General features: G+C 44.7%; 24 protein-coding genes. 10 read left to right on the forward strand and 14 right to left on the reverse strand.

The window, feature by feature from the left end; genetic code table 11:
• Positions 1-4: 4 nt before the first annotated feature.
• The 3 genes from MHI32_RS13115 to mnhG are packed head-to-tail and all read left to right on the forward strand — an operon-like array spanning position 5 to position 1,144.
• On the forward strand, positions 5-478 hold the full coding sequence (locus MHI32_RS13115; RefSeq protein ID WP_076126047.1) for a Na+/H+ antiporter subunit E: 474 nt from the start codon (positions 5-7) through the stop codon (positions 476-478).
• Positions 478-771 carry a Na(+)/H(+) antiporter subunit F1 gene (locus tag MHI32_RS13120; RefSeq protein WP_036686407.1) on the forward strand — a complete coding sequence of 98 codons (294 nt, stop codon included), beginning with the start codon at positions 478-480 and terminating at the stop codon, positions 769-771. Before MHI32_RS13115 ends, MHI32_RS13120 begins: the two co-directional genes overlap by 1 nt.
• Complete coding sequence (gene mnhG / locus MHI32_RS13125) at positions 746-1,144, forward strand: monovalent cation/H(+) antiporter subunit G (RefSeq protein WP_036686408.1); 399 nt, start codon at positions 746-748, stop codon at positions 1,142-1,144. Before MHI32_RS13120 ends, mnhG begins: the two co-directional genes overlap by 26 nt.
• A gap of 133 nt (positions 1,145-1,277) precedes the next feature.
• Here the strand turns inward: mnhG and MHI32_RS13130 are convergent, their stop codons facing one another.
• The 5 genes from MHI32_RS13130 to MHI32_RS13150 form a co-directional block, all read right to left on the reverse strand.
• Positions 1,278-1,655: a PilZ domain-containing protein gene (locus MHI32_RS13130; RefSeq protein WP_076183583.1), complete on the reverse strand. Its 378-nt coding sequence runs from the start codon at positions 1,653-1,655 to the stop codon at positions 1,278-1,280.
• Positions 1,656-1,734: 79 nt separating this feature from the next.
• Entirely contained in the window at positions 1,735-2,547 is an 813-nt protein-coding gene (locus tag MHI32_RS13135) for a hypothetical protein (protein ID WP_340012494.1), read from the reverse strand.
• A gap of 60 nt (positions 2,548-2,607) precedes the next feature.
• Positions 2,608-3,981, reverse strand: a complete 1,374-nt coding sequence (locus MHI32_RS13140; protein ID WP_339190774.1) for a HAMP domain-containing sensor histidine kinase — start codon at positions 3,979-3,981, stop codon at positions 2,608-2,610.
• A 1-nt stretch (position 3,982) separates the two neighbouring features.
• Positions 3,983-4,642, reverse strand: coding sequence for a response regulator transcription factor (locus tag MHI32_RS13145; protein ID WP_076135640.1), 660 nt, complete (start codon positions 4,640-4,642; stop codon positions 3,983-3,985).
• Positions 4,643-4,856: 214 nt separating this feature from the next.
• A complete protein-coding gene (locus MHI32_RS13150) occupies positions 4,857-6,347 on the reverse strand; it encodes a 4-hydroxyphenylacetate 3-hydroxylase N-terminal domain-containing protein (RefSeq protein WP_076183910.1) in 1,491 nt (496 codons plus the stop codon).
• Between the two features lie 200 nt (positions 6,348-6,547).
• Here MHI32_RS13150 and MHI32_RS13155 point away from each other — a divergent pair, with 200 nt between their 5' ends.
• Together MHI32_RS13155 and MHI32_RS13160 are read left to right on the forward strand one after the other, a co-directional pair.
• On the forward strand, positions 6,548-6,928 hold the full coding sequence (locus MHI32_RS13155; protein WP_254847611.1) for a BlaI/MecI/CopY family transcriptional regulator: 381 nt from the start codon (positions 6,548-6,550) through the stop codon (positions 6,926-6,928).
• A gap of 5 nt (positions 6,929-6,933) precedes the next feature.
• Positions 6,934-9,153 (forward strand): M56 family metallopeptidase, encoded by a 2,220-nt coding sequence (locus MHI32_RS13160; protein WP_340012496.1) that lies wholly within the window; start codon positions 6,934-6,936, stop codon positions 9,151-9,153.
• 165 nt (positions 9,154-9,318) lie between these two features.
• Here the strand turns inward: MHI32_RS13160 and MHI32_RS13165 are convergent, their stop codons facing one another.
• The gene (locus tag MHI32_RS13165) at positions 9,319-11,382 is read right to left on the reverse strand and encodes a methyl-accepting chemotaxis protein (RefSeq protein ID WP_340012497.1); all 2,064 of its coding nucleotides are present in this window, start codon (positions 11,380-11,382) and stop codon (positions 9,319-9,321) included.
• Positions 11,383-11,756: 374 nt separating this feature from the next.
• On the opposite strand from MHI32_RS13165, the gene MHI32_RS13170 reads away from it, so the two are divergent.
• The 3 genes from MHI32_RS13170 (at position 11,757) to MHI32_RS13180 (ending at position 14,682) form a co-directional block, all read left to right on the forward strand.
• Positions 11,757-13,712 carry an AraC family transcriptional regulator gene (locus MHI32_RS13170; RefSeq protein ID WP_340012498.1) on the forward strand — a complete coding sequence of 652 codons (1,956 nt, stop codon included), beginning with the start codon at positions 11,757-11,759 and terminating at the stop codon, positions 13,710-13,712.
• 212 nt (positions 13,713-13,924) lie between these two features.
• Positions 13,925-14,110, forward strand: coding sequence for a hypothetical protein (locus MHI32_RS13175; RefSeq protein ID WP_312147790.1), 186 nt, complete (start codon positions 13,925-13,927; stop codon positions 14,108-14,110).
• A 113-nt stretch (positions 14,111-14,223) separates the two neighbouring features.
• A complete protein-coding gene (locus MHI32_RS13180; RefSeq protein ID WP_076126068.1) occupies positions 14,224-14,682 on the forward strand; it encodes a hypothetical protein in 459 nt (152 codons plus the stop codon).
• Here MHI32_RS13180 and MHI32_RS13185 read toward each other — a convergent pair whose 3' ends face one another.
• Positions 14,683-15,063 carry a hypothetical protein gene (locus MHI32_RS13185; RefSeq protein ID WP_340012499.1) on the reverse strand — a complete coding sequence of 127 codons (381 nt, stop codon included), beginning with the start codon at positions 15,061-15,063 and terminating at the stop codon, positions 14,683-14,685.
• 84 nt (positions 15,064-15,147) lie between these two features.
• On the opposite strand from MHI32_RS13185, the gene MHI32_RS13190 reads away from it, so the two are divergent.
• Positions 15,148-15,615, forward strand: coding sequence for a hypothetical protein (locus tag MHI32_RS13190; protein WP_340012500.1), 468 nt, complete (start codon positions 15,148-15,150; stop codon positions 15,613-15,615).
• A gap of 115 nt (positions 15,616-15,730) precedes the next feature.
• On the opposite strand, the gene MHI32_RS13195 is transcribed toward MHI32_RS13190, so the two are convergent.
• The 7 genes from MHI32_RS13195 to MHI32_RS13225 all read right to left on the reverse strand — a co-directional run bounded on the left by MHI32_RS13195 (position 15,731) and on the right by MHI32_RS13225 (position 19,798).
• Positions 15,731-16,438 (reverse strand): ABC transporter ATP-binding protein, encoded by a 708-nt coding sequence (locus MHI32_RS13195; protein ID WP_340012501.1) that lies wholly within the window; start codon positions 16,436-16,438, stop codon positions 15,731-15,733.
• 11 nt (positions 16,439-16,449) lie between these two features.
• Positions 16,450-16,917, reverse strand: coding sequence for an ABC transporter permease subunit (locus tag MHI32_RS13200; RefSeq protein WP_340012502.1), 468 nt, complete (start codon positions 16,915-16,917; stop codon positions 16,450-16,452).
• Positions 16,917-17,210, reverse strand: coding sequence for a hypothetical protein (locus MHI32_RS13205; RefSeq protein ID WP_340012503.1), 294 nt, complete (start codon positions 17,208-17,210; stop codon positions 16,917-16,919). The genes MHI32_RS13200 and MHI32_RS13205 overlap by 1 nt, the downstream gene beginning before the upstream one ends.
• The gene (locus MHI32_RS13210; RefSeq protein ID WP_076189937.1) at positions 17,182-18,201 is read right to left on the reverse strand and encodes an MqnA/MqnD/SBP family protein; all 1,020 of its coding nucleotides are present in this window, start codon (positions 18,199-18,201) and stop codon (positions 17,182-17,184) included. The genes MHI32_RS13205 and MHI32_RS13210 overlap by 29 nt, the downstream gene beginning before the upstream one ends.
• 125 nt (positions 18,202-18,326) lie before the next feature.
• Positions 18,327-19,082, reverse strand: coding sequence for a class I SAM-dependent methyltransferase (locus MHI32_RS13215; RefSeq protein WP_340012504.1), 756 nt, complete (start codon positions 19,080-19,082; stop codon positions 18,327-18,329).
• Between the two features lie 13 nt (positions 19,083-19,095).
• A complete protein-coding gene (locus tag MHI32_RS13220; protein WP_340012506.1) occupies positions 19,096-19,443 on the reverse strand; it encodes a cupin domain-containing protein in 348 nt (115 codons plus the stop codon).
• 16 nt (positions 19,444-19,459) lie between these two features.
• Positions 19,460-19,798: a cupin domain-containing protein gene (locus MHI32_RS13225; RefSeq protein ID WP_076126083.1), complete on the reverse strand. Its 339-nt coding sequence runs from the start codon at positions 19,796-19,798 to the stop codon at positions 19,460-19,462.
• 171 nt (positions 19,799-19,969) lie between these two features.
• On the opposite strand from MHI32_RS13225, the gene MHI32_RS13230 reads away from it, so the two are divergent.
• The gene (locus MHI32_RS13230; RefSeq protein WP_340012508.1) at positions 19,970-20,662 is read left to right on the forward strand and encodes a Crp/Fnr family transcriptional regulator; all 693 of its coding nucleotides are present in this window, start codon (positions 19,970-19,972) and stop codon (positions 20,660-20,662) included.
• The last annotated feature ends 118 nt before the right edge of the window (positions 20,663-20,780 follow it).

A 20,780-nucleotide genomic window follows, 5' to 3' on the forward strand; every position in this document is an offset into this window, starting at 1 on the left:
TACTATGGCTTTTCAACTATTATTGAATTTCATGATAGCATTCCTGTGGATGTTCCTGCACAATGACTGGACTGGGCCACGTTTCGTCATTGGTTTCTTGATCGGTATCCTCATTCTGCTCGGAATGCGACGTTTTTGGCCCAGATTATATCTAGGAAAAGTGTGGGCAATTATTAAGCTAATCCTGTTGCTGCTGCGGGAGCTGGTCGTTTCAAGTTATGTAGTAGTAAAAGCTGTTCTGAGACCGGAGCTTAATATACGTCCAGCAATCTTAAAATATACTACAGAGCTGAAATCGGATTGGGAAGTGGCTACGTTGATCACATTGCTCTGCCTTACTCCCGGATCTGTCGTACTTGAAGTATCGGATGATAACCGGACTTTGTATATTCATGCCATGGATGTTGAGGATCCCGCACAGTTCAGAGCGAATATCCGTGACACCTTTGAGCGTGCGATATTGGAGGTGACCCGTTAATGATCCATTTTATTCTTATGCTCTCGCTTACGATTATGGCGCTGGCGATTGGTGTATGTGCCTGGCGGTTGTTGAAGGGACCTTCTTTGCCCGACCGGGTAGCGGCACTGGATACGATTGGAATTAATCTGTTAGCCATGGTAGCCGTTCTTTCTGTTTTACTCCGAACGCAGGCTTTTATCGAAATTATTTTGTTAATAGGCATTCTTTCCTTTATCGGCACGACGGCATTTGCCAGATACATCGAAAGGGGAGTGGTGCTAGAACATGGAAACGATCAAGACAGTCGGTGAATTGCTGTTTGCCTTATTAATACTGATGGGGGCATTGCTTAGTGCTGTAAGTGCTTATGGTCTGATTCGGCTGCCTGATGTTTATCTGAGATCACATGCCGCTGCCAAAAGTGCCACCCTTGGTGTTTTATGTGTTCTGAGCGGGGCCTTTCTATATTTTGCATTTTTTCTAGATCATATAAGTGCTAAGCTGCTACTGGGGATTGTCTTTGTATTTATGACCTCACCTTTATCTGCACATTTGACGGGCAGAGCTGCTTATCGCTCAGGGGTTCCCTTATGGAATCGCAGAATTCAAGATGATTTAAGAGAGGTACTGGAGAAAGAAAAAGCTGTAGCAGCATCCCCTGAACGGGATGTGCCTCAAGAATAAAATCCATGGAATGGTGATCTGCGATTTCGGATTACAACAATAAGTTTGGATCGCAATAGCTAAAAAGCAACAACCCTGCATGAAAACGCGGGGTTGTTGCTTTTTTAGATTAAAACTACTCTTTTTTGTTATCTTAACGAACTAATATTTTGCCTTCTCCAGCAAGTATGCGAAGTACTCTTGGGAGTCGATCACCATCATTCTCAGGGATGTCCAATTGAATGCCGTAGTGGAAACTGCCTTGTTGTTCTTTGTTCCATTTCAATATTCCTTCTATGTACAAAGATTCATCCGTAAGATTCATTTCCATGCCAATGCGTACTAAGTTATTTTCTGGGTTGATATTGAGGGGTAACGATAAGTGGCAACCCGATCGACTGATATCGAACAATACAGCCCTTACAGGCTTGGAAGGAACCTGGATTCCGTTAATAGTAAGAATATGAAGATCAAATGTTACAGGTTCTTTAAGGGTATATCGAAAAGGTTCGGTTCTGCGATTAGTGTTCATATGCTCCTCCATACTTTTCCATGTAATATAAATTATCGACATAAAAGTAGGATTAGTGAAGAGCTGATTCTATTTTTGATTATTTCAGTACTTGAGCAGTCTCGTAGGTAAGGCAGCGCAGACTTTGATCAGGATAACGCATTTCTGCCGTGTAGCTGCTGCCGTCTTCCAGCATCATCTGAACAGCGACCATGCCGCGTTTATCATTGGTTTCAGTGTTGATCAGTGTTGCTGTAGCAATTTTCCGGCTTTCTTTTTGTTTATCTGTAAGGATAGTTATGGCCGCATTGATCCAACGGGCATCTTTATAGATAGTGCTGGCAGCAGAAGCGCTAATTGGTGTTCTTTTCAGAGCATTATTAATCGCGGTCGTATTCACTACCATACCGTTTATGGGATCAATTAGTACATCATATTCCCAGAATTCCTTACCTTGCCCTTCTAGCGTCTTGGCGTTATATGGACTGAAATGTACAGCCCATGTCCACGGCAGCGAGGTTCGGGTATCACTCAGAATAACCCGCATCTGCAGCTTGGCAATGTCCACATCGAATAATTTGCGAACGCTTGAAGCAGCCAGAATAACGGCATCAGTTTGACTCAGATCCCCTGCAGCAGGTGGTGTGACAATGGTCCGTTTGGATTCAGAAGTCTCATGACCCGCCATGTCTATGAAATTGTTAATGGGTTGTATTTCTTTAGGACTCATCTGCGGTTGCAGATCGTCATTCACTGTGGAGGACACCGGCGTTGGTGCTTCCAACTTCATCCCTGGGGTTTTGGTGCTGGTTAAAGCTAAATGGGGGGTGTTTTGAATGACTGCACTGACGATTAGCAGACTCCCCGTGAACAGGAGTACAGCTAAAGTAGTGGGGAATTTTTTGTTATTCACTTGAATAACCTCCATTTGCTTCGGATGATGCTGAATCTTCCTAACCTTAAACTATAGATGTTATAGAGTAGGTGAACAGATGTTATGGAGTTGTAAAAAGATGCGGATACTTGTTCCTTGACCTAAAGTAGAATTGAGTGAAATTCTAGTTTGATGCGCATCTGCGATTTGCTTGCATAAAGATAAACCAAGACCCGCACCCCCGTATTCGCGTGTGCGCGATTTTTCACCTCGATAAAAGGGTTCAAATACACGCGCGCTCTGTTCCGGTGTCATCCCAAATCCTGAATCACATACTTCCAATATGGCTTCATTTTGCAATACATAGGCAAGCAAGCGGATGGTGCTCCCTTGCGGAGATGCATGAATGGAATTTTCGACAAGGTTAACCAAGAAGGAAGTTAGCAGATCATGATCACCCCAAACCGCAGGGATGGAATAATCCATTTCTAGTTTGATGCCTGCTTCGTCCAATTTAAGCTGCTCAATCTGTTTAACCGATTTGAACAAATCTGATATGTCTACTTGTTTCAGAGTCAGAGGATGATGCCGTAGGACGGACAAATCCAGCAGTTTGAAGGCTAAATTCTTCAGGCGTAAAGTTTCACTAAGGATATATTGACCAGCCTTCTGCTGTTCTTCCTGGCCTATATTCGCGGAAGTCAGAAATTCAGCAAATCCCTGCATACTGGTTAAAGGTGTGCGCAGTTCGTGGGCGAGGTTATCGACCATTCTCTGCTTTTCATCGGCCATATTAGACAGTTCGATCACGTGCTGTTCCACTGCGTTTGCCATTCGGTTAAAGTTCAGGGCTAACTCACCAAATTCATCTTTACTGCGCAACTGCACGCGCTCGGTATATTTGCCTTCAGCGATCGTTTTTGTAGTCTTTGAAAGCTGTTTAAGTGGTTTGGTCAACTGCCGGATCAGCAAGTAGAGTAATAGGAGCAGAATTGGACCGATAATCCAGTTAATCATTACAAAAAAACGGTTCAGCTCATGCTGCTTAGCATACAGGTCACTGATATCACGTTGATAAACGATCGACAAAGCTTGATAGGGAGCAGGGAGCTCAGTAGAGAGTTGAATAGAATGTGACTCCGGTGTTGAGACTGATGGGACTCCGGCATTCGGATAAACCAGCTGGTCATTCTCCCAGAGCTGTAGTCCGATTCCCTGCTTATGATAAAATTCACCATAGGATTGAGCCACACTTGAGATTAAAGTAGAGGTAAGTGTGGCCCCACGGGTCTGAATCGATTCAAGATTTTCATAAATGTTGTTTGCAATTAATAGCTGTTCGCTTGAAGCACGCTGCATTTCGCTGTCCATGTTCAGCTGCCAGCTTTTTTTCATAATCATGATTACACTTACATCTAGGGCGACGATGAAGAAGGCGAGGACTGACAGCAGAATTTTATGCCAGAATCTCATACTAGACCTGAACTTCCAAGCGGTAACCAAGCTTAAATACGGTTTTAATTCGTTCTTCCCAGCCTAGTTTTTTGCGCAGCTGTCTGATGTGAACATCTACAGTACGGGTATCTCCTTCAAAATCATAGCCCCAGGCTAATTCCAGCAACTTTTCCCTTGATAAAGCAATATTTCTGTTACGGATAAGGACCTCAAGCAGCTCAAATTCCCTAGCGGTTAAATCTACGGGTATCTGATCCACCATCACAAGCCTCTCAAGATAACGTACCTCAACGTTTTCACAGAGAAAATTGGAAATGCCTTTTTCGCTCCTGCGTAACACCACATTGATTCTTGCCAACAATTCAAGGATTTCAAAAGGTTTAATAATATAATCATCGGCGCCCAGCTCAAAGCCTTTGATGCGATCAGCCAGTGAATCTTTTGCGGTGATCAGAATCACCGGAATTTGTAAGTGAGCAATCCGCTGCATGATCTCAAAACCATCCAGTTCGGGCAGCATTATATCGAGCAGAATTAAATCGGCCTTTTCACGTTCCAGCAGTTCAATAACCTCCAGCCCGCGATAAGCCTTGCTATAGGTATGTCCGACTAATTTTAGATTCATAGTAATTAAGTCACTGATTGCACGTTCATCTTCTACGACTATGATATGGCCCATAGTTCATTGTTCCCTCCTAAGCTAGCAAATCACTTCCTAATGCTAATAAACTATAAACAACTTATTACAGAATTGTCCAGTGCAGGTATGAAAAAGCATCTAGTTCTTCCTAATTTGGTTTGTTGATAAAGCTTAAAAAGGACTGAAAAAGAGAGCGGAAGCAGTCTCTTAATCAATCCTGAAAAACATCATTATAAACCTTCGCAACTCTTGATTAATTGGAAATTCCATCTGTTGTTGACTTAGACAAGTGGGCATCAGGGGCAATAAATTCGTGAACGATTTGACGAAAATATTCGTGATTATCATAGCTGTTGTACATACGCCAGGCCACTGTTTGGGAGTTGCCGAAAAATAACCGCTCGAACTGGGTTTGACGACCTCCGAATGCACCCGCTCCTAGTTCCCAAGCCAGCCGGAATAAGGCATTTCGATACCACGCATCCGAGACATTTCCCTTCAAATACTCATAAAGATACGAACCAGCGCTTGATGTAAAGTCGGCTTCAGAGGGGATCATGATGAGCCCGCTTGAACTGAGGTTTTGAACCATTTCAACCATCTCTGGATAAAACTCTGAAAAGTGAATGGTTGAAGCCAACAGTGGACCTTTATCTGGAACGAGATATCCAAATTTGTCGAGCGAAGCCCCTATTTCCGCTGCAAGTCTTAAGGCTTTGAAAGTTTCTAAATAGGTTAATATTCTGGAAATAGGCAAAATCGTGTAGGCCTCAAGGACAGCATTTTGTTCTTCCGCCAAAGACTCTAGCATACCAAGAAAAAACTCGGTCTTTGCAATATAGCGGGTGATAATTTGGTGGGCCATATGCGTATGAAAGTTACTCTCGCCGAATAATCGGGAACAGTACCTCTCATCGCCATAATAAAATATACGATCATGAGGGACCAGTACGCGGTCAAAGATAACAAGGGTATCCATTTCTTCATATCTTGAACTTAACGGATGGTCGTAGGAGGATGAGGCAGCGTAGCTTTCACGGCAAAAAAAAGTCATCCCAGGCAGATCATTAGGCACCGCAAAGGCAAACGCAAAGGGATTATCATCATCCACAAGTGAGGGTGAGGGAGTTGGGAATACAAGCATTTCATCGCATGTAGCTCCCTGTGTTGCCATCATAAAAGCACCGGTAACAAACATCCCTTGATCATTGATTTCTACGACTTTTGCAGCGATAGAATCCTCTGTAGCATCAATCTGGCCGGATATTTTGCTGGCTTGAGGCTGGATGAAAGCATGGGATAAGGAAATGTCATGATCTCGACAGAAGGCATAGTATTTTCTGAGGTTCTCAGCATATTTCGGATTATGATCCTCAAGGATATCAGCAGCTGTGAACAGAGACATGATGGCCGTATTCATATAATCGGGGGAACGTCCTAAAAATCCGTGGTGTCTGTTGGACCAGAGTTCAATCATTTTTCTCCGGCGTTCTAAATCTTCAGCATTTTTGGGTGGAAGAAAAGATAAACCAACCGGATCTCCAGTATCAGGTGAAGGATAGGTCATCTGCGCCAAATAACGTTCATCACACTGCATGTTATACATTTCGGCTTGTGTTTGTATGAGACCTTGAAAGGCAGGGTGTTTGGATAAAGGACCTTCAACACGTGTTCCTTTGTACCAGATATTGATCTTTTGCCGGTCGATTCGTTCGATGTATTGATTACCTGTTTTTATAGGCATAGGTTCCACCTCTTTGAAGTCATCTTTGACTAATAAAGCCGTATTATTGCTATTAATGTACGTAATCATGAATCTCCGTGTACATTGTCCATAAACCGTGGTGAGCTGGGAGTTTAGGGTTGACATAAACGATGCTGACTTGTATATTTTGGATATTGGATTACAAGTGTAGTCATACAGAGGAAAGAAAGGCGGATAGAATGATGTCTACGGAAACTCCAAAGATCTCGGATGCCGAGTGGGAAGTGATGAAGGTGCTGTGGGCAAGTGCCCCACGCACTGCAGGTGAGATTGTTGAAGCACTAGAAGGCAGCAGGGACTGGAACCCAAAGACGGTACGGACGTTGATTAAGCGTCTGACAGAGAAACGGGCTATTGGTTATAACCAGACAGGTAGGGTGTATTCCTATTATCCGCTGGTGCGGGAAGAGGAATGTGTCCAATCGGAGACAAGATCCTTTCTGAAGCGGATCTACGGTGGAACTCTGCGCCCGATGTTGGTCAATTTTTTGCAGGATGAAAAGTTGTCCCGGGAAGATATTGAAGAACTGAAGAGAATTTTGGATGAACGAAAGGACTGAGCCGCTTGCTGGAAGCTGCATACAATCTGTTCGTCAAGGTATTGTCGCTGTCTGCCATGGCGAGCGTGCTGGCTCTGCTGATCTTATTGACCCGCTTCCTGTTCAAGGATCGTCTGAAACCTACCTGGACGTATCTTCTGTGGATACCATTGATCGTGAGGCTGGCTATACCTTGGGCACCTGAAAGCACATTTAGTATTTTTAATCTGTTGCCGCTGGAGAAAGAAACGGCGCAGAGTTCCTTTATTCCGTCAGCGCAATCGGAAGTTGGCTTTACTTATGTCCCAGAGTTGACCGGAGGGGAAAAGGAACCGCCGTCAGTTACTGGAATTGCAAAAACTGGACCTTTGCCGGGAGAATCGACATCGGATGATGTGGCACAAGTCAATCTGCATACCGATTCAGGATGGGAGCCGATACATGTACTGGTTTTGGTGTGGTTTGGCGGAGCGGCGGTGGTGCTGGGCATGTCGGTTCGAGCGCAACTGCGATTTACCGCACGGGTTCGACAGGAAACGGAGATTCATTCCTCAGAAGTCCAACGGTTGTTCAAATCCTGTAAGCAGGAAATGCAGGTGCGTCGCCCAGTCAAGCTGATCGGGACGAAGCAGATTGCCGTACCGACACTACTTGGCGTTATGCGGCCCAAGTTGCTGCTGCCCACCTCTACTTTACACACTCTGGAGACGAACGGACTCCGTCATATATTCCTTCATGAGCTGGCACATGTGAAGCGCCATGACATTTTGCTAAATCTGCTGACAGGTCTGCTGCTGGCCATGCATTGGTTTAATCCTCTGTTGTGGTATGCCGTACGCCAAATGAAAGACGATCAAGAGGTTGCCTGTGATGCTCTGGCCTTGAAGCATCTTGAACCAGCTTGCCACAGAAGTTATGCCTTGACACTTCTCAAATTGTTAGAAACCTTACCCGATCCGATCCGGTTGGCAGGTACAGCTGGCATTTCAAGCAGTAAAAAGGAAATGGAAAGAAGGATTATTATGATCACCAGGCACAAAAAATTTACGGCAAAAAGCTCAATGCTGGGCCTCGCTGTAATTATGATCTTAAGTGGCTGTACCCTTACAGGAGCAAAGCTAAATTCTGCATCAGCTCCGGCAATGAGCGCTCCTGCTACTTTTCAGGCAGAAGTGCAGGATAAAAATACAACGGATTCCAGTGTTAAAGGCACTTTATTGGCGGAAAAAAACGGAATCACGGTATCTGCTAATCCCACTGGTGAGAATACACTTTTGCATAAAGTCACGGTAGATGTGCGTGGTGAAGTAAGCCGTACGTTCTTGTGGAATGCAGGAGAAGATAAAACTCGGCCTCCATTGATTGAAGAAGCAGATGTGAACGGAGATGGAACTAAAGAAATTTTCATACGCATTACGACCGGCACGGGTACTGGACTTTCTATGAGTGAGATTCATGTGCTCCAGCCTGCTAGCTTGGAAGAGCTTGTGGTCGAAGATCCGATCGAAACGTTGAATCAGAAGCTGAAATCATCCATTACACATCGAAATAACCACACTTATGTATCTGCTGAACTGGACGGAAAGCATTTGACCAAAGTGTATGATTACACGGAGGGAGCTTGGGGAGAGAAGGTCGGATTTGGCTCTATAGTTTCATACGAACTGATAGATGACCAAATTGTAGCCCATATGTCCGGTGCGGCGTCTATGTCTGAGTTTCCGCTCGAAGTTATTGCCGTTTACGGGAAGAATCTGACCATTGAGAGCGCACAGATGTACTATGGATCGTTTATATCTCCACCACTCAGTGAACAGGATATCAAGTCCATGATGGAAAAACAGCTTCCGGCAAGTGGTTGGACCTTTAGCAAAGACGGAGATCAGTATAGGGTGGATATAGATCCACTGAATGGCGTAGGGGAAGGCAATAGCTATAAAATAAATCCGCTTACCGGAACGGTTCATGACGTAACTTCTGGCAGTCCACTGAGAAGTCTTGTAAACCGAGAAGCGATAGATCTGCGGAACATCTCTAACGGTACAGAATACCAGAAGGAACTGTATAAGTTACTCCAACCTATCTTTGATACAGAGGGTTTCAAGCCAACAGATACGGACTGGATTTCAGGCTTTATCGGGGATGGTTATTTGTTCAGTGATGTTAGGCAAGGAAGCAGGGAATTCACGATTAAAGTAGATGTCTTTACTGGTCAGTGGGAGGAAATTCCTGACCCGTATCAATAGTTAAGTTTCAAGGTCTGTACCGTATTATTGAAGAGACCATTACTAGCGAATTGAAACTAAAAGCAGCCAGTACGCGCCGATAGATTATCGGCATGCACTGGCTGCTTAATTTTTCTAGAAGGGAGGACAGTCTTACGACTGTGTAAATTACGGATGACTAAAGGACTATTCGACCTGGAACTGGTTTAATTCGTCCTGAAGCTTTTTGGACAACTGATTGAGCTGCAGGGACAGTTCGGCAACCTGTTCAATGCTGTCCAATTGTTCTTGCGTACTTGCGCTAACTTCTTCCGTTGAAGCGGAATTCTCTTCTGTAGTTGAAGAAATGATTTCGAGTGCCTGTAGGATTTCATCTTTGTGTTTATGGACTTTGGAGGTGTTGCTGCTGATTTGAATCATACGTAATCTTAAAGCCTCCAAATCGCTGTTGATGCTAAAGAATACCTGTTTCGTAGCCTGCACGGATTTTGCATTTTCTTCGGCAATTTCAAGTCCTTGGGCTGTGTATTCCACAGATGCTCTAGTTTTCTCTTCGATTTCATGAACCTTTCTGCCAATCTCCTGTGTAGCCTGTGCAGTCTGCTCCGCCAACTTGCGAACCTCTCCGGCAACAACGGCAAATCCGCGTCCCTGTTCTCCCGCACGTGCTGCTTCTATGGAAGCATTTAGTGCCAGCAGATTGGTTTGCGTAGCGATTTGATGTACCGTGTCCACGATGCTCGAAATTTCATGACGGCTTTGATCAATATCATGGATGGCAGACGATATCGAATGAGTGGAGTTATGATTTTCTTCTGCCCATTTTGATAACTGATCTAATACACCCAACCCCAGTTCGCTCTGGTCGGCAGAAGCCTGCACCATCGTCTCTATGGCTATGGCATCATTAGCGATTTCGTCAATTTGACCAGATAATGATCCGGTTTTTTGCAAAATCGTATCCGTTTCGATCGACTGATAGTTGGTTGCATTCGCAATCTCATTAATGGCTGTGGCTGTATCGTTCATCGTTATAGCTGTGCGGGAAGAAATAGATTGCAGATCCTTTGAGGACTGGTTTAATACCTGAGCGGAGGTACCCACTATTTGGAGCATCCCTTGAATTTTCTGGACCATGTTGAATATTCCGTTGGAGATTTGTCCAATTTCGTTGTTGGAATAGGCATCAAATTGAACCGTCAAATCCCCATTTTCCACCCGTTTGATTTTGGTAAGCAGCTTCGGTATGGATCTGAGCAGATAACGGAGTGTGATATACGAAAATAGAACGAGCAGAATCGCCGCTGCAACAAACCCGCCAATCGTAATCCAGGTGAACTTTTTTAATTCGGAAAGCACTTCCCGCTCTGAAATAGTTAAACCTACGGACCAGCTGGTATCTTTACTTGTAGCATAGCCGATGTAACGGCGTTCTCCGTTGTCATTAATCAGATGTACGCCGGATTCACCAGCGATCATTTTCTTGCCGATTCCCCCAAGATCACCTGGCAGCTCATTAATCTTTTCCTTTGTGACCTTAGACTGGTCTGGGTGATACAGAATATCACCTGTTTTGGAGGCGAGAATGGAATAACCTGTGCTGCCTAGCTTATAGCTTTCCATTATCTCAGGGATATTTTTAGACGCTATATCAACCGCGACAAAACCGATTAATGTATTGTTGTCATTTTTTATCGGATAGAAAATACCCATCAGCATATCACCTGTAGTGATGTCAATATAAGGATCGGAGTAGTACAGGCCGTCTGCTTCGACTGCTGGCTTATAATACGGCCGTTCTTTAATGTTAAAAGCAGCATCTGATGTCGTACCATTGTTGAGGATATAAAAACCTTTGCCGGCAGTACTCGCAATCCATGCATCTGCAAAAGTGGGTTCCACCTTTACTATGTCAGCTAGTGTCTTTGCTACTTCAGCGGCATGCGGAGAAGTCTTGGCCATTTCAGGAGCTTCGGTGGTTTCGATGTATTGTTTGAATAAGTTATTCGTTGACATTTGCTTGACCAGTGAACCCTTTTCCTTAAATAGTGCATCAAATTGACTGACAAGTGCCTGTGTTTTGGTCTGAAGCATAGATTCTTGTTGTTTCACAAGTATGCTGCGAGTGCTGGAAAACATAAAGGTTCCCAAGATTGAGAAGACGACAACAATAATAACTAAAAGTACAATGGACAAAGTATTTGCTATGCTTGATGAACCAAACCGCCTTTTTTTTAGTTGTTGTAACATGCTACCATCTCCCCCAAGTTGTCTCTGAGCAAATAGCTCATAAGAACATATCGGAAGATAGTGAGATTTTCGAAATAGTAATTTTGAGAATGAAAAAATTAAATTAAAATGGATGATGCACAGGATAAATCCTTGACTGGTGCGGGATTTCTAGATGGTGGGGGGAGAGGGAGATCTTAACAATTAGCCTGTAGCTTGGCACATTGCAGCTACTGATTAGAGGCGAATTGTTGTTTTTTTAGGTGATGCTTAACTGCCTTTATCAGACTTCTTGTTTGTAGATTGCTTCCAGCTCTTGCGGTTGATAATGATTATCAATTATACTTCCGATAGGAAGGAGGCGAGTAAAGATTTTAAATGCTGATGATAATTTGATGCTCTGGGATTATGCACATATCCGGCTGATTGATATTCGCCATATGTTGTTTAAGGCAGGAGACAAGCTGAACTCCTATAGGTTCCCGGCTGCAGGTTTTTTATATATGGTTCGCGGCAACGTGGTTTTTCGGCTCAATGGAAATAAACATGCTGCGGAACGTTTTCATATCCTACACAGCGGAAAGGGAGGGCAACTGGATATTGATTGGGTCAGGGAGGAAATGGAGTTTTATTTTATTTTCTATAAAGCCTCGCTTTCGCTAACGTCCGGATCAGGTGTACGTAGACTTTTTGAAAGAAACAGTCCTTTTCAAAAACAATATGAATTTGCTCCGAATGCTCCAGTGGCTTTGCTGTCTCAAGTAAAGGAGATGCACCGGAAATGGCTGGACTCAAGTTCACTTGAACGGATTCAGATCAAAGCAATGCTTTATCAATTTGTCTACGAAGTTGAGCGGCAGAGACAGGCATATGGAGTCTATCCCGTCAAGCCGGATCTGGTGGAGCAAGCAGTTCGATACATACGAGAATATTACAGTCAGCCTATTACCTTATCCTCTATTGCAGAGCAGCTTAATTATAGTGTGGCCTATGTGGCGAAGCAGTTTAAAAGCAAGACGGGTACCAGTCTGATTGATTTTCTTATTCGGACGCGAATAGATAAGGCGCAGGAACTGCTGCTAAATACCGATGCATCATTGCAGGAGGTTGCCGCCGGAGTGGGGTACACGGACCTATCCTATTTCATCCGTATTTTCAAGAAAACAACCGGTGTGACTCCGGGTAATTTTAAGTCATTGGCCCTAGGCTCTGCCAAAGGATCAGATCGTCCTAAAATCAGGCTAAGATTGTCTAATGCAGGATGGGCTGAGCCAAGTTATATTGTTAATGATCATGATAATCATTATCAATATAGAAGAAAAGGGGATTTACCGATGGTTAGAAATACAAAAATGTCAATGGGAGCAGCGATGCTGTTATGTCTGGTTTTAATGCTTAGTGCTTGTTCTTCAGGGAACAGTCCTGTTAATTCTGTGAATGCTGGCCCTAGTCCGGTATCCTCTGTGCAAACAGAGACAAGTCCACCGGACTCAGCCACCAATTCAAAATCTACAAGAGTATATAAAGACAGTCAGGGGCATGAGGTTGATATTCCAGAGCGTCCACAGCGGATTGTGCTGCAAGGTAATTCGATCGGAGACCTGCTGGCACTCGGGATTCAGCCGGTCGGTGTCGACCGCCGGTTTATTGAAGAATCAGTCTATTTGGATAAGGAGACAACCCCGGCTCAGGATATTGGATTTCCTACAAATCTGGAACTTGTTTTGGATCTGGAACCGGATTTGACAATGCTGGGTTATGTGATGGACAAACAATATGAAGAAGTGTCCAAAATATCACCTACTGTTGTATTTGACCAGAGTAAACCCTTGTCTGAGCGTCTGCCTGTCATTGGTGAGATAGTGGGTAAAAGGGCTGAAGCAGAGCAACTGTTGTCCGAATATAATCGCAAGGCCGAGAATATGTGGAGCGGATTGCGTCAGGAAGGCAAACTTGCCGAAGGAGAAACAGCGGTAGTGCTGATTTATTATTGGAACAAGACAATGTATTTGATGAAAACTGGTGGTATTCCTGCACTGCTGTATCAGCCGCAGGGCTACAAAATGTCCGAGGCAGTGAAGGAAATCGAGCCGGCAGAAGGTGCACCCTATATTGAGGTCTCCCCTGAGCTAATGCATAAGATGCTTATTGGTGACCATTTGTTTGTCATCTATCCGGCCAATGCTGATGCGGAAAATTCCTTTAATGAGTTAATGAAAACTGCGTTGTGGAGCTCGCTCCCTGCTGTAAAGAGCGGAAAAGTTACTTTTGTGGAGACTAAATGGAATTATGACGATATGTTGACCAGCAGCATGCTGCTGGATGAGTTCCCTAAACTGCTGGCTAAATAAATGAGATCTCAGGTTAATCCGCAACAAAGAAGCAGAGGAGGAACTCGCTGCTTCTTTATTTTGTTTATAAAGTAAAGAGGGTTGAATATAGAATAGTAATCGGTCATTGTTTTTTGTTGATTAGCTAGACTCCAAGAGTAGCATCGATTAATCTGAAGAAGTGGAATGCGGGTTATGATTGAATCGTCGACATAGATAAACGGAGGCTAACTATGACTTACTCACAGATCTGGAACAACTCAGGAAATGAAGCCGATATTCTTTATTTGGAGCAGCAGATTAAGGCCGTTAAAAAAGAAATAAAACGAGCAGAAGCTGCAAAGCTTCAAGAAATATTGGATCAAGCGAATCGTAAGCTGGCTGAATTGGAAGCGAAGCTGGACGAGCTTGAGGATTAGGAGCTCGCCGCCCTTTTGTACCGTTTGAACTTTATGTTTCTGAATTTGCACCGGTGTCTATATAGTTTTATAATTGTAGTTTACTTAATCGTATTACTGGGAGGAATGGGGAAATGGATAAAAATAGAAAATATATGCTTGTCGGTGCGCTTCTGACAGGGGTAGGTGTCTCTTTGATGGCCTATACAGCAAGCCGCTATACTTCGTTTAAACGAATCGTAGCCAATACCATCCGTTTGGAAGAAATCGCCTCTCTAGAAATCTCGCGATTGTCTTCAGTTCCCGGTGAAAAGAAAGACATCATTATAACTGATCCTGCTGTTATTGAGCGGATTTTTGCTGATTTCTCTCATGTTCAATTAATGAAATCGGCCCGAAATGTCAGTTCTGACAAAAACTTCAGCTATTATATTACGATAGTTCAGGCTGACTGCAAGCAACGATTTGATATTATTTTAAAAAGCAGACAGCATATGATCATTTATGATAATGATTTAAGCAATCCTCACTTGAATGCCTATAAAATTATCAGCCCTTATTATCCGCAAGCACTGGAACAGGTTTTCGACTGATTATATAGAGGTGCGCAATGAAGTAATATCATAGCCCATTTCCTGCATAGCATCCAATCCATTTATGATCTCTATTGTCCGGGTGCCGTCCCAGCCTTTAGCCGTTCCATATTCGATCCATTCGCGGATACGCTGTGGATGATTTAGATTATAGACATCTTCAAAACCCTTTTTATGGTTTTGCAGCAGATAGCCTGTATTTAGCGGACAACCGGCAATAGGATCATCCCATGTTAGGAGTTGGATGCGGAGGGGGTGGAGCTTTACATTTTTATAATAAATCTTTAATTCAAGCAGACTCCGTTCGTCATGGATTCTCATGCCCAATATATAGCTGTATTCCAGTTTCCTGAGCGTGATAGAACGCAGCTTTTTTTTCATGAAAATCGCCTCTCATCCTAATAATTTTGTTATCATAGCAAGCATAGGGATATTTTTCAAGCAATCAACAGGAAGGATGTTTATATGAAGTATGAATTTGGGGTCATGGCATCCATTACAGAATTGGTGGAGTACCCGGATGAGCATAGTGATACCTATATTCCGCACCCGAATTTTCAGATCATCATGGATCAATTGGGTATTACAGTACCCGTTGCGGAGATTTATGAACATTTTTTTGCCAACCCTGTTCACACCGGACATGTGCTCGTTTACAGCAATCCAGAGCAACCAAACGCTTGTATTGTCCTCGATACTTACCGTGATCCGCTGGACCAGCTAGACATGATTTATTTCGGATGGCGCTGTTCGTCCGAGAAAGACAATATCCGTGAGCTGTCCCGGCGTTTTTATGATGAATGTGAATTTGCGGTCCGTTATGAAGAAGGTCAATCCGTGCTTTACAAGGTGTTGAAGGAGGATACCTATCCGCGAAAATTTTACTATAATACCGTGTTTGAGCAGCAGTTGAAACGATACCCGGCAAAATAGGCGCTAGAAATACATAACCGAATCACTTAGCACAAAAACGCGAGTTCAGGGCAATGCCGCCCAACTCGCGTTTTCTATATACCTGTTTTTGAAATGCTCTGCATCATTCAGGCAATTACTGTGCCGTCAGCAGCTGCTCCAGAATTTCGGCGCGAATCTTCAGCAGGCTCAGCTCTTTCAGCGAACGGCTGCGCTGTGGAGTATCAATTTCAATAATTTTTACAATCCTGCCCGGATGTCGAGACAAGATCATAATTTCATCCCCCAACAGCAGGGCTTCATCAATATCATGCGTAACAAAAACGATGGCGCATTTCTTGCGCTCCCACAATGCGATTAATTTCTGAACTAAATCAAACCGCAGATGATAGTCCAGGGAGTGAAAAGGCTCGTCCATCAGCAGCATATTTCCGCCGTGATAAAAAGCGCGGGCAAGGGAGCAGCGCTGCCGCATGCCTCCTGACAGCTGATGAGGATAATGATTCTTGTAGGCAGCAAGCCCGACCTCTTCCAAAAATGCTTCGATTTCCGACGCAGAGGTCGGAGAAGCCTCCTTAACAAAGCTGATGTTCTCACCAACTGTAGACCACGGCAGCAAACAATCCTCTTGAAAGACATAGGACAGCTTCAGCTCTGGATGCACAGTGACCCTGCCAGAATCGGCGTTTTCGGACTGTGACAGGATATTCAGCAACGTTGTCTTTCCCGCACCTGAAGGGCCTAGAATGCAAATGATTTTCGGCATCTGGATTTCAAAACTGATTTTTTCCAGGACAGGAACTCCCGAATAGTGCTTGGAAACTTCTTGTAGTGTAATAAGCATAAGCCCCACCCTTATTTATTCAAATGCGTCGGCAGGCTTACCCTGCTGCGGAACAGAAATGTAATGCAAGATTTGATCACATTCCAGAAAATAGCCATAAACAACGCCAGGGCAAACACACGATCGGTCTCCAGATTTGTTCTGGCATCGGACAGCAGGCTGCCGATCCCGTCGACGGAGGTCAACAGCTCCGCCATTACGGCCAGCTTCCAGCCCAGTCCCACTGAGGTGATCATGCCTGATTTCAGATAACTTTTGAGCGAAGGCAATATGATATGCCGGAGAATCTTATTGCCGGGCACATGATAGACCTTGGCCATCCGCATCAATTTGCCATCGATCGCCGCAAATCCCTCGTACAGATTGACCACCAAAACCGGTGTAGTGGACAACACGATAATAAAAATTGCAGGCAGATCCGTAAGCCCAAACCAAATGATCGCGATGCCCAGCCAGGCGATCGGCGGCACGGATTGCATTATATCGATGACTGGTTCCAGATAAGGCTTCCAACGCGGATAAAGTCCAAGCAGCAGCCCAGACAGCCGCCCAGCAGCAGAACGCAGACCATGCCGATCAGCAGCTTGAGCAGCGTGCGATAAACTGCATAATAAAACTCCGGATCACCGAAATAGCTCAGGACCGTGCACATCGTCTCCAGCGGGCCAGGCAGGACAAAAGGGTCCATCTGCATAGCTACAAGCTGCCACAGCAAGGCAATGCCCAACAGGGATATGGCTTTTTTACTTAGGCTGATAATAGAACTGTTCATCGGGAAGCTTGCCTCCAATGCTGTCCTTGCTGTAATTCATTAGCGTCTGGTAATACGTTGACAGAACCTCTTTGCTCTCGGAAGCGGAGGCGAAATCCAGCGCCATATGCGGAATCGCTTTCTCAACCACACCGGCATCCAGCTTGAAATACTTGTTGGCCAACTGAGCCGCCTCTTTGGGGTTGTCCAGCGTCCATTGCAGCGCTTTTTGATATTCTTCCTGGAAGCGGGCGACCAGTTCCGGCTGGCTGGCAATTACTGACTGCTTGGTTGCGAGTCCGGCGTTGGGCAGATCGGTGTTTAATTTGGTAACCTGCTGCCATTCCTTTTTGTAATCCACGATCGAGCGCACCTGATCATTTTTCATTTGTATCGCGGTAATTTGCGGCTGAATGCTCACAATTGTGGAGGCCTTGCCGGATAACAGCAGCTGAGCTCCCTCAGCCAGCTGGGTGTAATGCAATGTGATGTCTTTCCCTGGCTCCAGTCCGTTATGCTTCAAAAAGGTCTGCGTAATATAATCGACAGGCGAGGATTTCATAGGCACATACAGCGTTTTTCCTTTAAGATCCGCCCAGCTCTGGATGGACGGATCTGTTGTAATCATGCTCATCACTGACCAGGTATTCACATTCATCAAGGAAAGATCCATTCCCTTGTTATACATCACGACGGCATTGTTCAGCGGCAGAGCTAAGAAGCTTACTTGATTGTCCTTAGCCAGCGCGGTCAGCGTGTCGATGGACTCCCAGGTTTTGAACTCGATGTTGACCGATTCTCCCAATGCCTTGGATTCAATTAGCCTCAGAATAGGCAGAGAAGGCGGAGAAGGAGGGCCGCCGACCGTGATATTCAGTGTTTCTGCCGGGCCAGCGGAGGGAGCGGCGGATTTGGGCGAATTTTCATTTTTTTGTTGCGAACAGGCACTTAACATAAAAAATAAACTTAACAGTAAACTGAGGCACAAGGCATAAACAGATTTAGCTTTCATCGTGAGTTCCTTTCAAGCGGTTATTTTGACAGCTAGATGGTAATGTTGATGAATTTTATTGATAATTATTCTCAATTACAGTGAAAATAAAAACCTATCATAAGACATGATAGGCCTGCGCCCAACTATTTTTTGCTGCTGCAAACGGCAATATAATTCAGATCTTTACCCGTCGTATTAAATAAGGTATACATCTTTTTGAACTGTTCCCGGTTCTCTTTCTTGAGCCCGTTTTTCACAATACGCAGCGCCCCGATAACCCCTTCATCGCGAATGAGTCCATTGATACTCATTAAGGACATGGGACCGGTAGCATTGTCTACTTGCTTAAAGCCTGCGGAGTGGAACAATCCCGCCCAATGCCCAACAGACAGCGGCTCGACATTGATGTGAATGGTGCGGCGAAGCTCGGCTAGATGTTCTTCCATATTTTCCTTGGCAAAGGTAATATCATGTGTTAGCAGAATGCCGCCAGGCTTTAGTACCCGATAGTATTCGGCGACTGCCTTTTCCTTCGCAGGCTGGTTAAGCATCGTGAGCATGGCTTCATTAATGACAACGTCAAAGCTCTCATTCTCAAAAGGGAGCTTCATCGCATTGCCTTGCCGGACATGGATATAGTTTTCCAGATTGGCATTTTTAATATTTCGGTTTGCTTTTTCTAGCGCCCGCGGGTCCATATCAATGCCGGTAATTTGACAGTGGTATTTCCCGGCCAGTTGAATGGAGGTGGTGCACATATTGCAGGCTACCTCCAAAACCTGGCTGTCCGTACTCAGATTGGCTTGCTGGATCAGCCAGTTGGTTGCTGCAACGCCGCCGGGCCGCAAACGTTTTTTTCCCAGCCGCGCCAAAAAATTATGGCCTACTTCCTTTTTCATCGCATTCACCCCATTACTTATCCGGCTTGACTACAACCAGAAGCATCTGAAACGCCTCTGTTGCGTATAGGGCATGCGGAATATTGGCCGGCATAACTAGGGTCTCCCCCGCATGAACTGTGTAGTTGTCTTCTCCAATTGTAATTTCCGCTTGCCCGGACAATATGTTGACCATGGCATCGCCCGGGGAAGAATGGCCCCCAATCGACGAGCCTTTATCCAGCGAAAGTAAGGTCATTGCCAGATTTGGCCGCTGTACAAGGGTCAGACTGGAAACCTGCTGTTCCTCTATTATGATGATTTCTTTCAAATCTATGACTGCGGATTGCGGCAGTTTTTTAATAAATAAACCTGTTTCCATTTTGAATACCTCCGTTTTATATACTGATTTGCAAAAATTTGCAGCTGCTGTGGGCGGAATAATCATGCCATGTGCCCGCTGGGACGATAACAGATGCGCCGGCTGTCAATTGATAGGGCTCTGCCGCCACCAGCAGATGAAGCTCGCCTTCCAGCACATGGATGATTTTAGATTTGGGGGAGGTCTCCGAACTGATAGTCTCCTCCTGATCCATGGCATACAATACCCATTCCGGTTGTGCTGCTGTTTCGGCTGCAGCTACGGGTAATGACAGCGTTCGGCTCGCAATCCGGTGCGGCTTGACGCTGATCATATCTGTTAAGAAAAATACCTTGCCTGCTGTAATTCCACTCATACGATCCCCCTATTCAAAGTACAGTGTTTTGATTATTTCCAAATTGCTTGATTGAATGATTCCTGCAATTTGATATAATGAGAATGACTAATGAGAATTATTCTCATTTATTTTATTGTAGCAGAGTATTCATCATGACTCTGTTGCCATGGCAACAGGAGGCTGAGAAAATTGCAGAAATATCTGAGCAGGATACAGAGCACCACTTTGTTTAAGGGATTCGCGGACCGGGAGGTGCAGCAAGCACTGAGCTGCCTGCAGGGCATAATCAAGGATTTTGCGCGGAAGGAGGTTGTTTTTAGAAAAGACGATATTCTGGATTCGGTGGGCATTATTATCCATGGCAATGTTTTGCTGTGCAAAGATAATATCTCAGGCATGAGATTTATTTTCTCGGAACTCGGGGATGGAGAAATCTTTGGCGAAACGGCGCTTCGCCTTGTCCAAGAGCACAGCGGCTATGAAGCGGTGGCGGGATCGGAATGCCGGATTCTGTTTATCAAAATAAATAAAATCGTCCGGCCCGGCCAGGACACTTGCCATTTAAGGGGACGGATCATTGAGAATATGTTGGCCCTGCTGCTTGAGAACAACCGGTCTATCTATCAAAAGCTGGATCTGGTCTCCCACAAATCGCTGCGGGACCGTATCCTGCATTATTTGGCCCTCCAGACCAAAAAAAACAATTCCGCCTGTTTTGAAATTCCGTTTACCCGCAGCGACCTGGCTGATTATTTGACTGTTGACCGCAGCGCCTTGTCCAGAGAGCTGCAGCGAATGGCACAGGACGGGCTGATCCGGTTTAATCGAAATCAATTCGAGCTGTTGGACGCGGAGAATCAGCTGCGGATCAGCGATTTTTAGAATAATTTCTCCAAACATTGAAAAGGAGTAAACAGAGGGAATAATCAGCTAGAAAGCGCATTGGGAGAGGATTTCACCGATCTAAACAGCATAAAAGACGTAGTTAAAGTTAGCTAAC

It is taken from the genome of Paenibacillus sp. FSL H7-0690, assembly GCF_037980415.1.
In the GTDB taxonomy this organism is placed as follows: Bacteria; Bacillota; Bacilli; order Paenibacillales; family Paenibacillaceae; genus Paenibacillus_AQ; species Paenibacillus_AQ odorifer.

Bases quoted from the DNA above. Each gene is read 5' to 3' on its own strand.
- MHI32_RS13180 (WP_076126068.1), top strand. From the start codon at position 14,224: ATGGATAAAAATAGAAAATATATGCTTGTCGGTGCGCTTCTGACAGGG.
- MHI32_RS13195 (WP_340012501.1), bottom strand. From the start codon at position 16,438: ATGCTTATTACACTACAAGAAGTTTCCAAGCACTATTCGGGAGTTCCT.
- MHI32_RS13215 (WP_340012504.1), bottom strand. From the start codon at position 19,082: ATGAAAAAGGAAGTAGGCCATAATTTTTTGGCGCGGCTGGGAAAAAAA.
- MHI32_RS13205 (WP_340012503.1), bottom strand. From the start codon at position 17,210: ATGAACAGTTCTATTATCAGCCTAAGTAAAAAAGCCATATCCCTGTTG.
- mnhG (WP_036686408.1), top strand. From the start codon at position 746: ATGGAAACGATCAAGACAGTCGGTGAATTGCTGTTTGCCTTATTAATA.
- MHI32_RS13175 (WP_312147790.1), top strand. From the start codon at position 13,925: ATGACTTACTCACAGATCTGGAACAACTCAGGAAATGAAGCCGATATT.
- MHI32_RS13155 (WP_254847611.1), top strand. From the start codon at position 6,548: ATGATGTCTACGGAAACTCCAAAGATCTCGGATGCCGAGTGGGAAGTG.
- MHI32_RS13190 (WP_340012500.1), top strand. From the start codon at position 15,148: ATGAAGTATGAATTTGGGGTCATGGCATCCATTACAGAATTGGTGGAG.
- MHI32_RS13165 (WP_340012497.1), bottom strand. From the start codon at position 11,382: ATGTTACAACAACTAAAAAAAAGGCGGTTTGGTTCATCAAGCATAGCA.
- MHI32_RS13210 (WP_076189937.1), bottom strand. From the start codon at position 18,201: ATGAAAGCTAAATCTGTTTATGCCTTGTGCCTCAGTTTACTGTTAAGT.
- MHI32_RS13145 (WP_076135640.1), bottom strand. From the start codon at position 4,642: ATGGGCCATATCATAGTCGTAGAAGATGAACGTGCAATCAGTGACTTA.
- MHI32_RS13130 (WP_076183583.1), bottom strand. From the start codon at position 1,655: ATGAACACTAATCGCAGAACCGAACCTTTTCGATATACCCTTAAAGAA.
- MHI32_RS13150 (WP_076183910.1), bottom strand. From the start codon at position 6,347: ATGCCTATAAAAACAGGTAATCAATACATCGAACGAATCGACCGGCAA.
- MHI32_RS13170 (WP_340012498.1), top strand. From the start codon at position 11,757: ATGCTCTGGGATTATGCACATATCCGGCTGATTGATATTCGCCATATG.
- MHI32_RS13185 (WP_340012499.1), bottom strand. From the start codon at position 15,063: ATGAAAAAAAAGCTGCGTTCTATCACGCTCAGGAAACTGGAATACAGC.
- MHI32_RS13120 (WP_036686407.1), top strand. From the start codon at position 478: ATGATCCATTTTATTCTTATGCTCTCGCTTACGATTATGGCGCTGGCG.
- MHI32_RS13220 (WP_340012506.1), bottom strand. From the start codon at position 19,443: ATGGAAACAGGTTTATTTATTAAAAAACTGCCGCAATCCGCAGTCATA.
- MHI32_RS13225 (WP_076126083.1), bottom strand. From the start codon at position 19,798: ATGAGTGGAATTACAGCAGGCAAGGTATTTTTCTTAACAGATATGATC.
- MHI32_RS13115 (WP_076126047.1), top strand. From the start codon at position 5: ATGGCTTTTCAACTATTATTGAATTTCATGATAGCATTCCTGTGGATG.
- MHI32_RS13140 (WP_339190774.1), bottom strand. From the start codon at position 3,981: ATGAGATTCTGGCATAAAATTCTGCTGTCAGTCCTCGCCTTCTTCATC.
- MHI32_RS13200 (WP_340012502.1), bottom strand. From the start codon at position 16,917: ATGCAATCCGTGCCGCCGATCGCCTGGCTGGGCATCGCGATCATTTGG.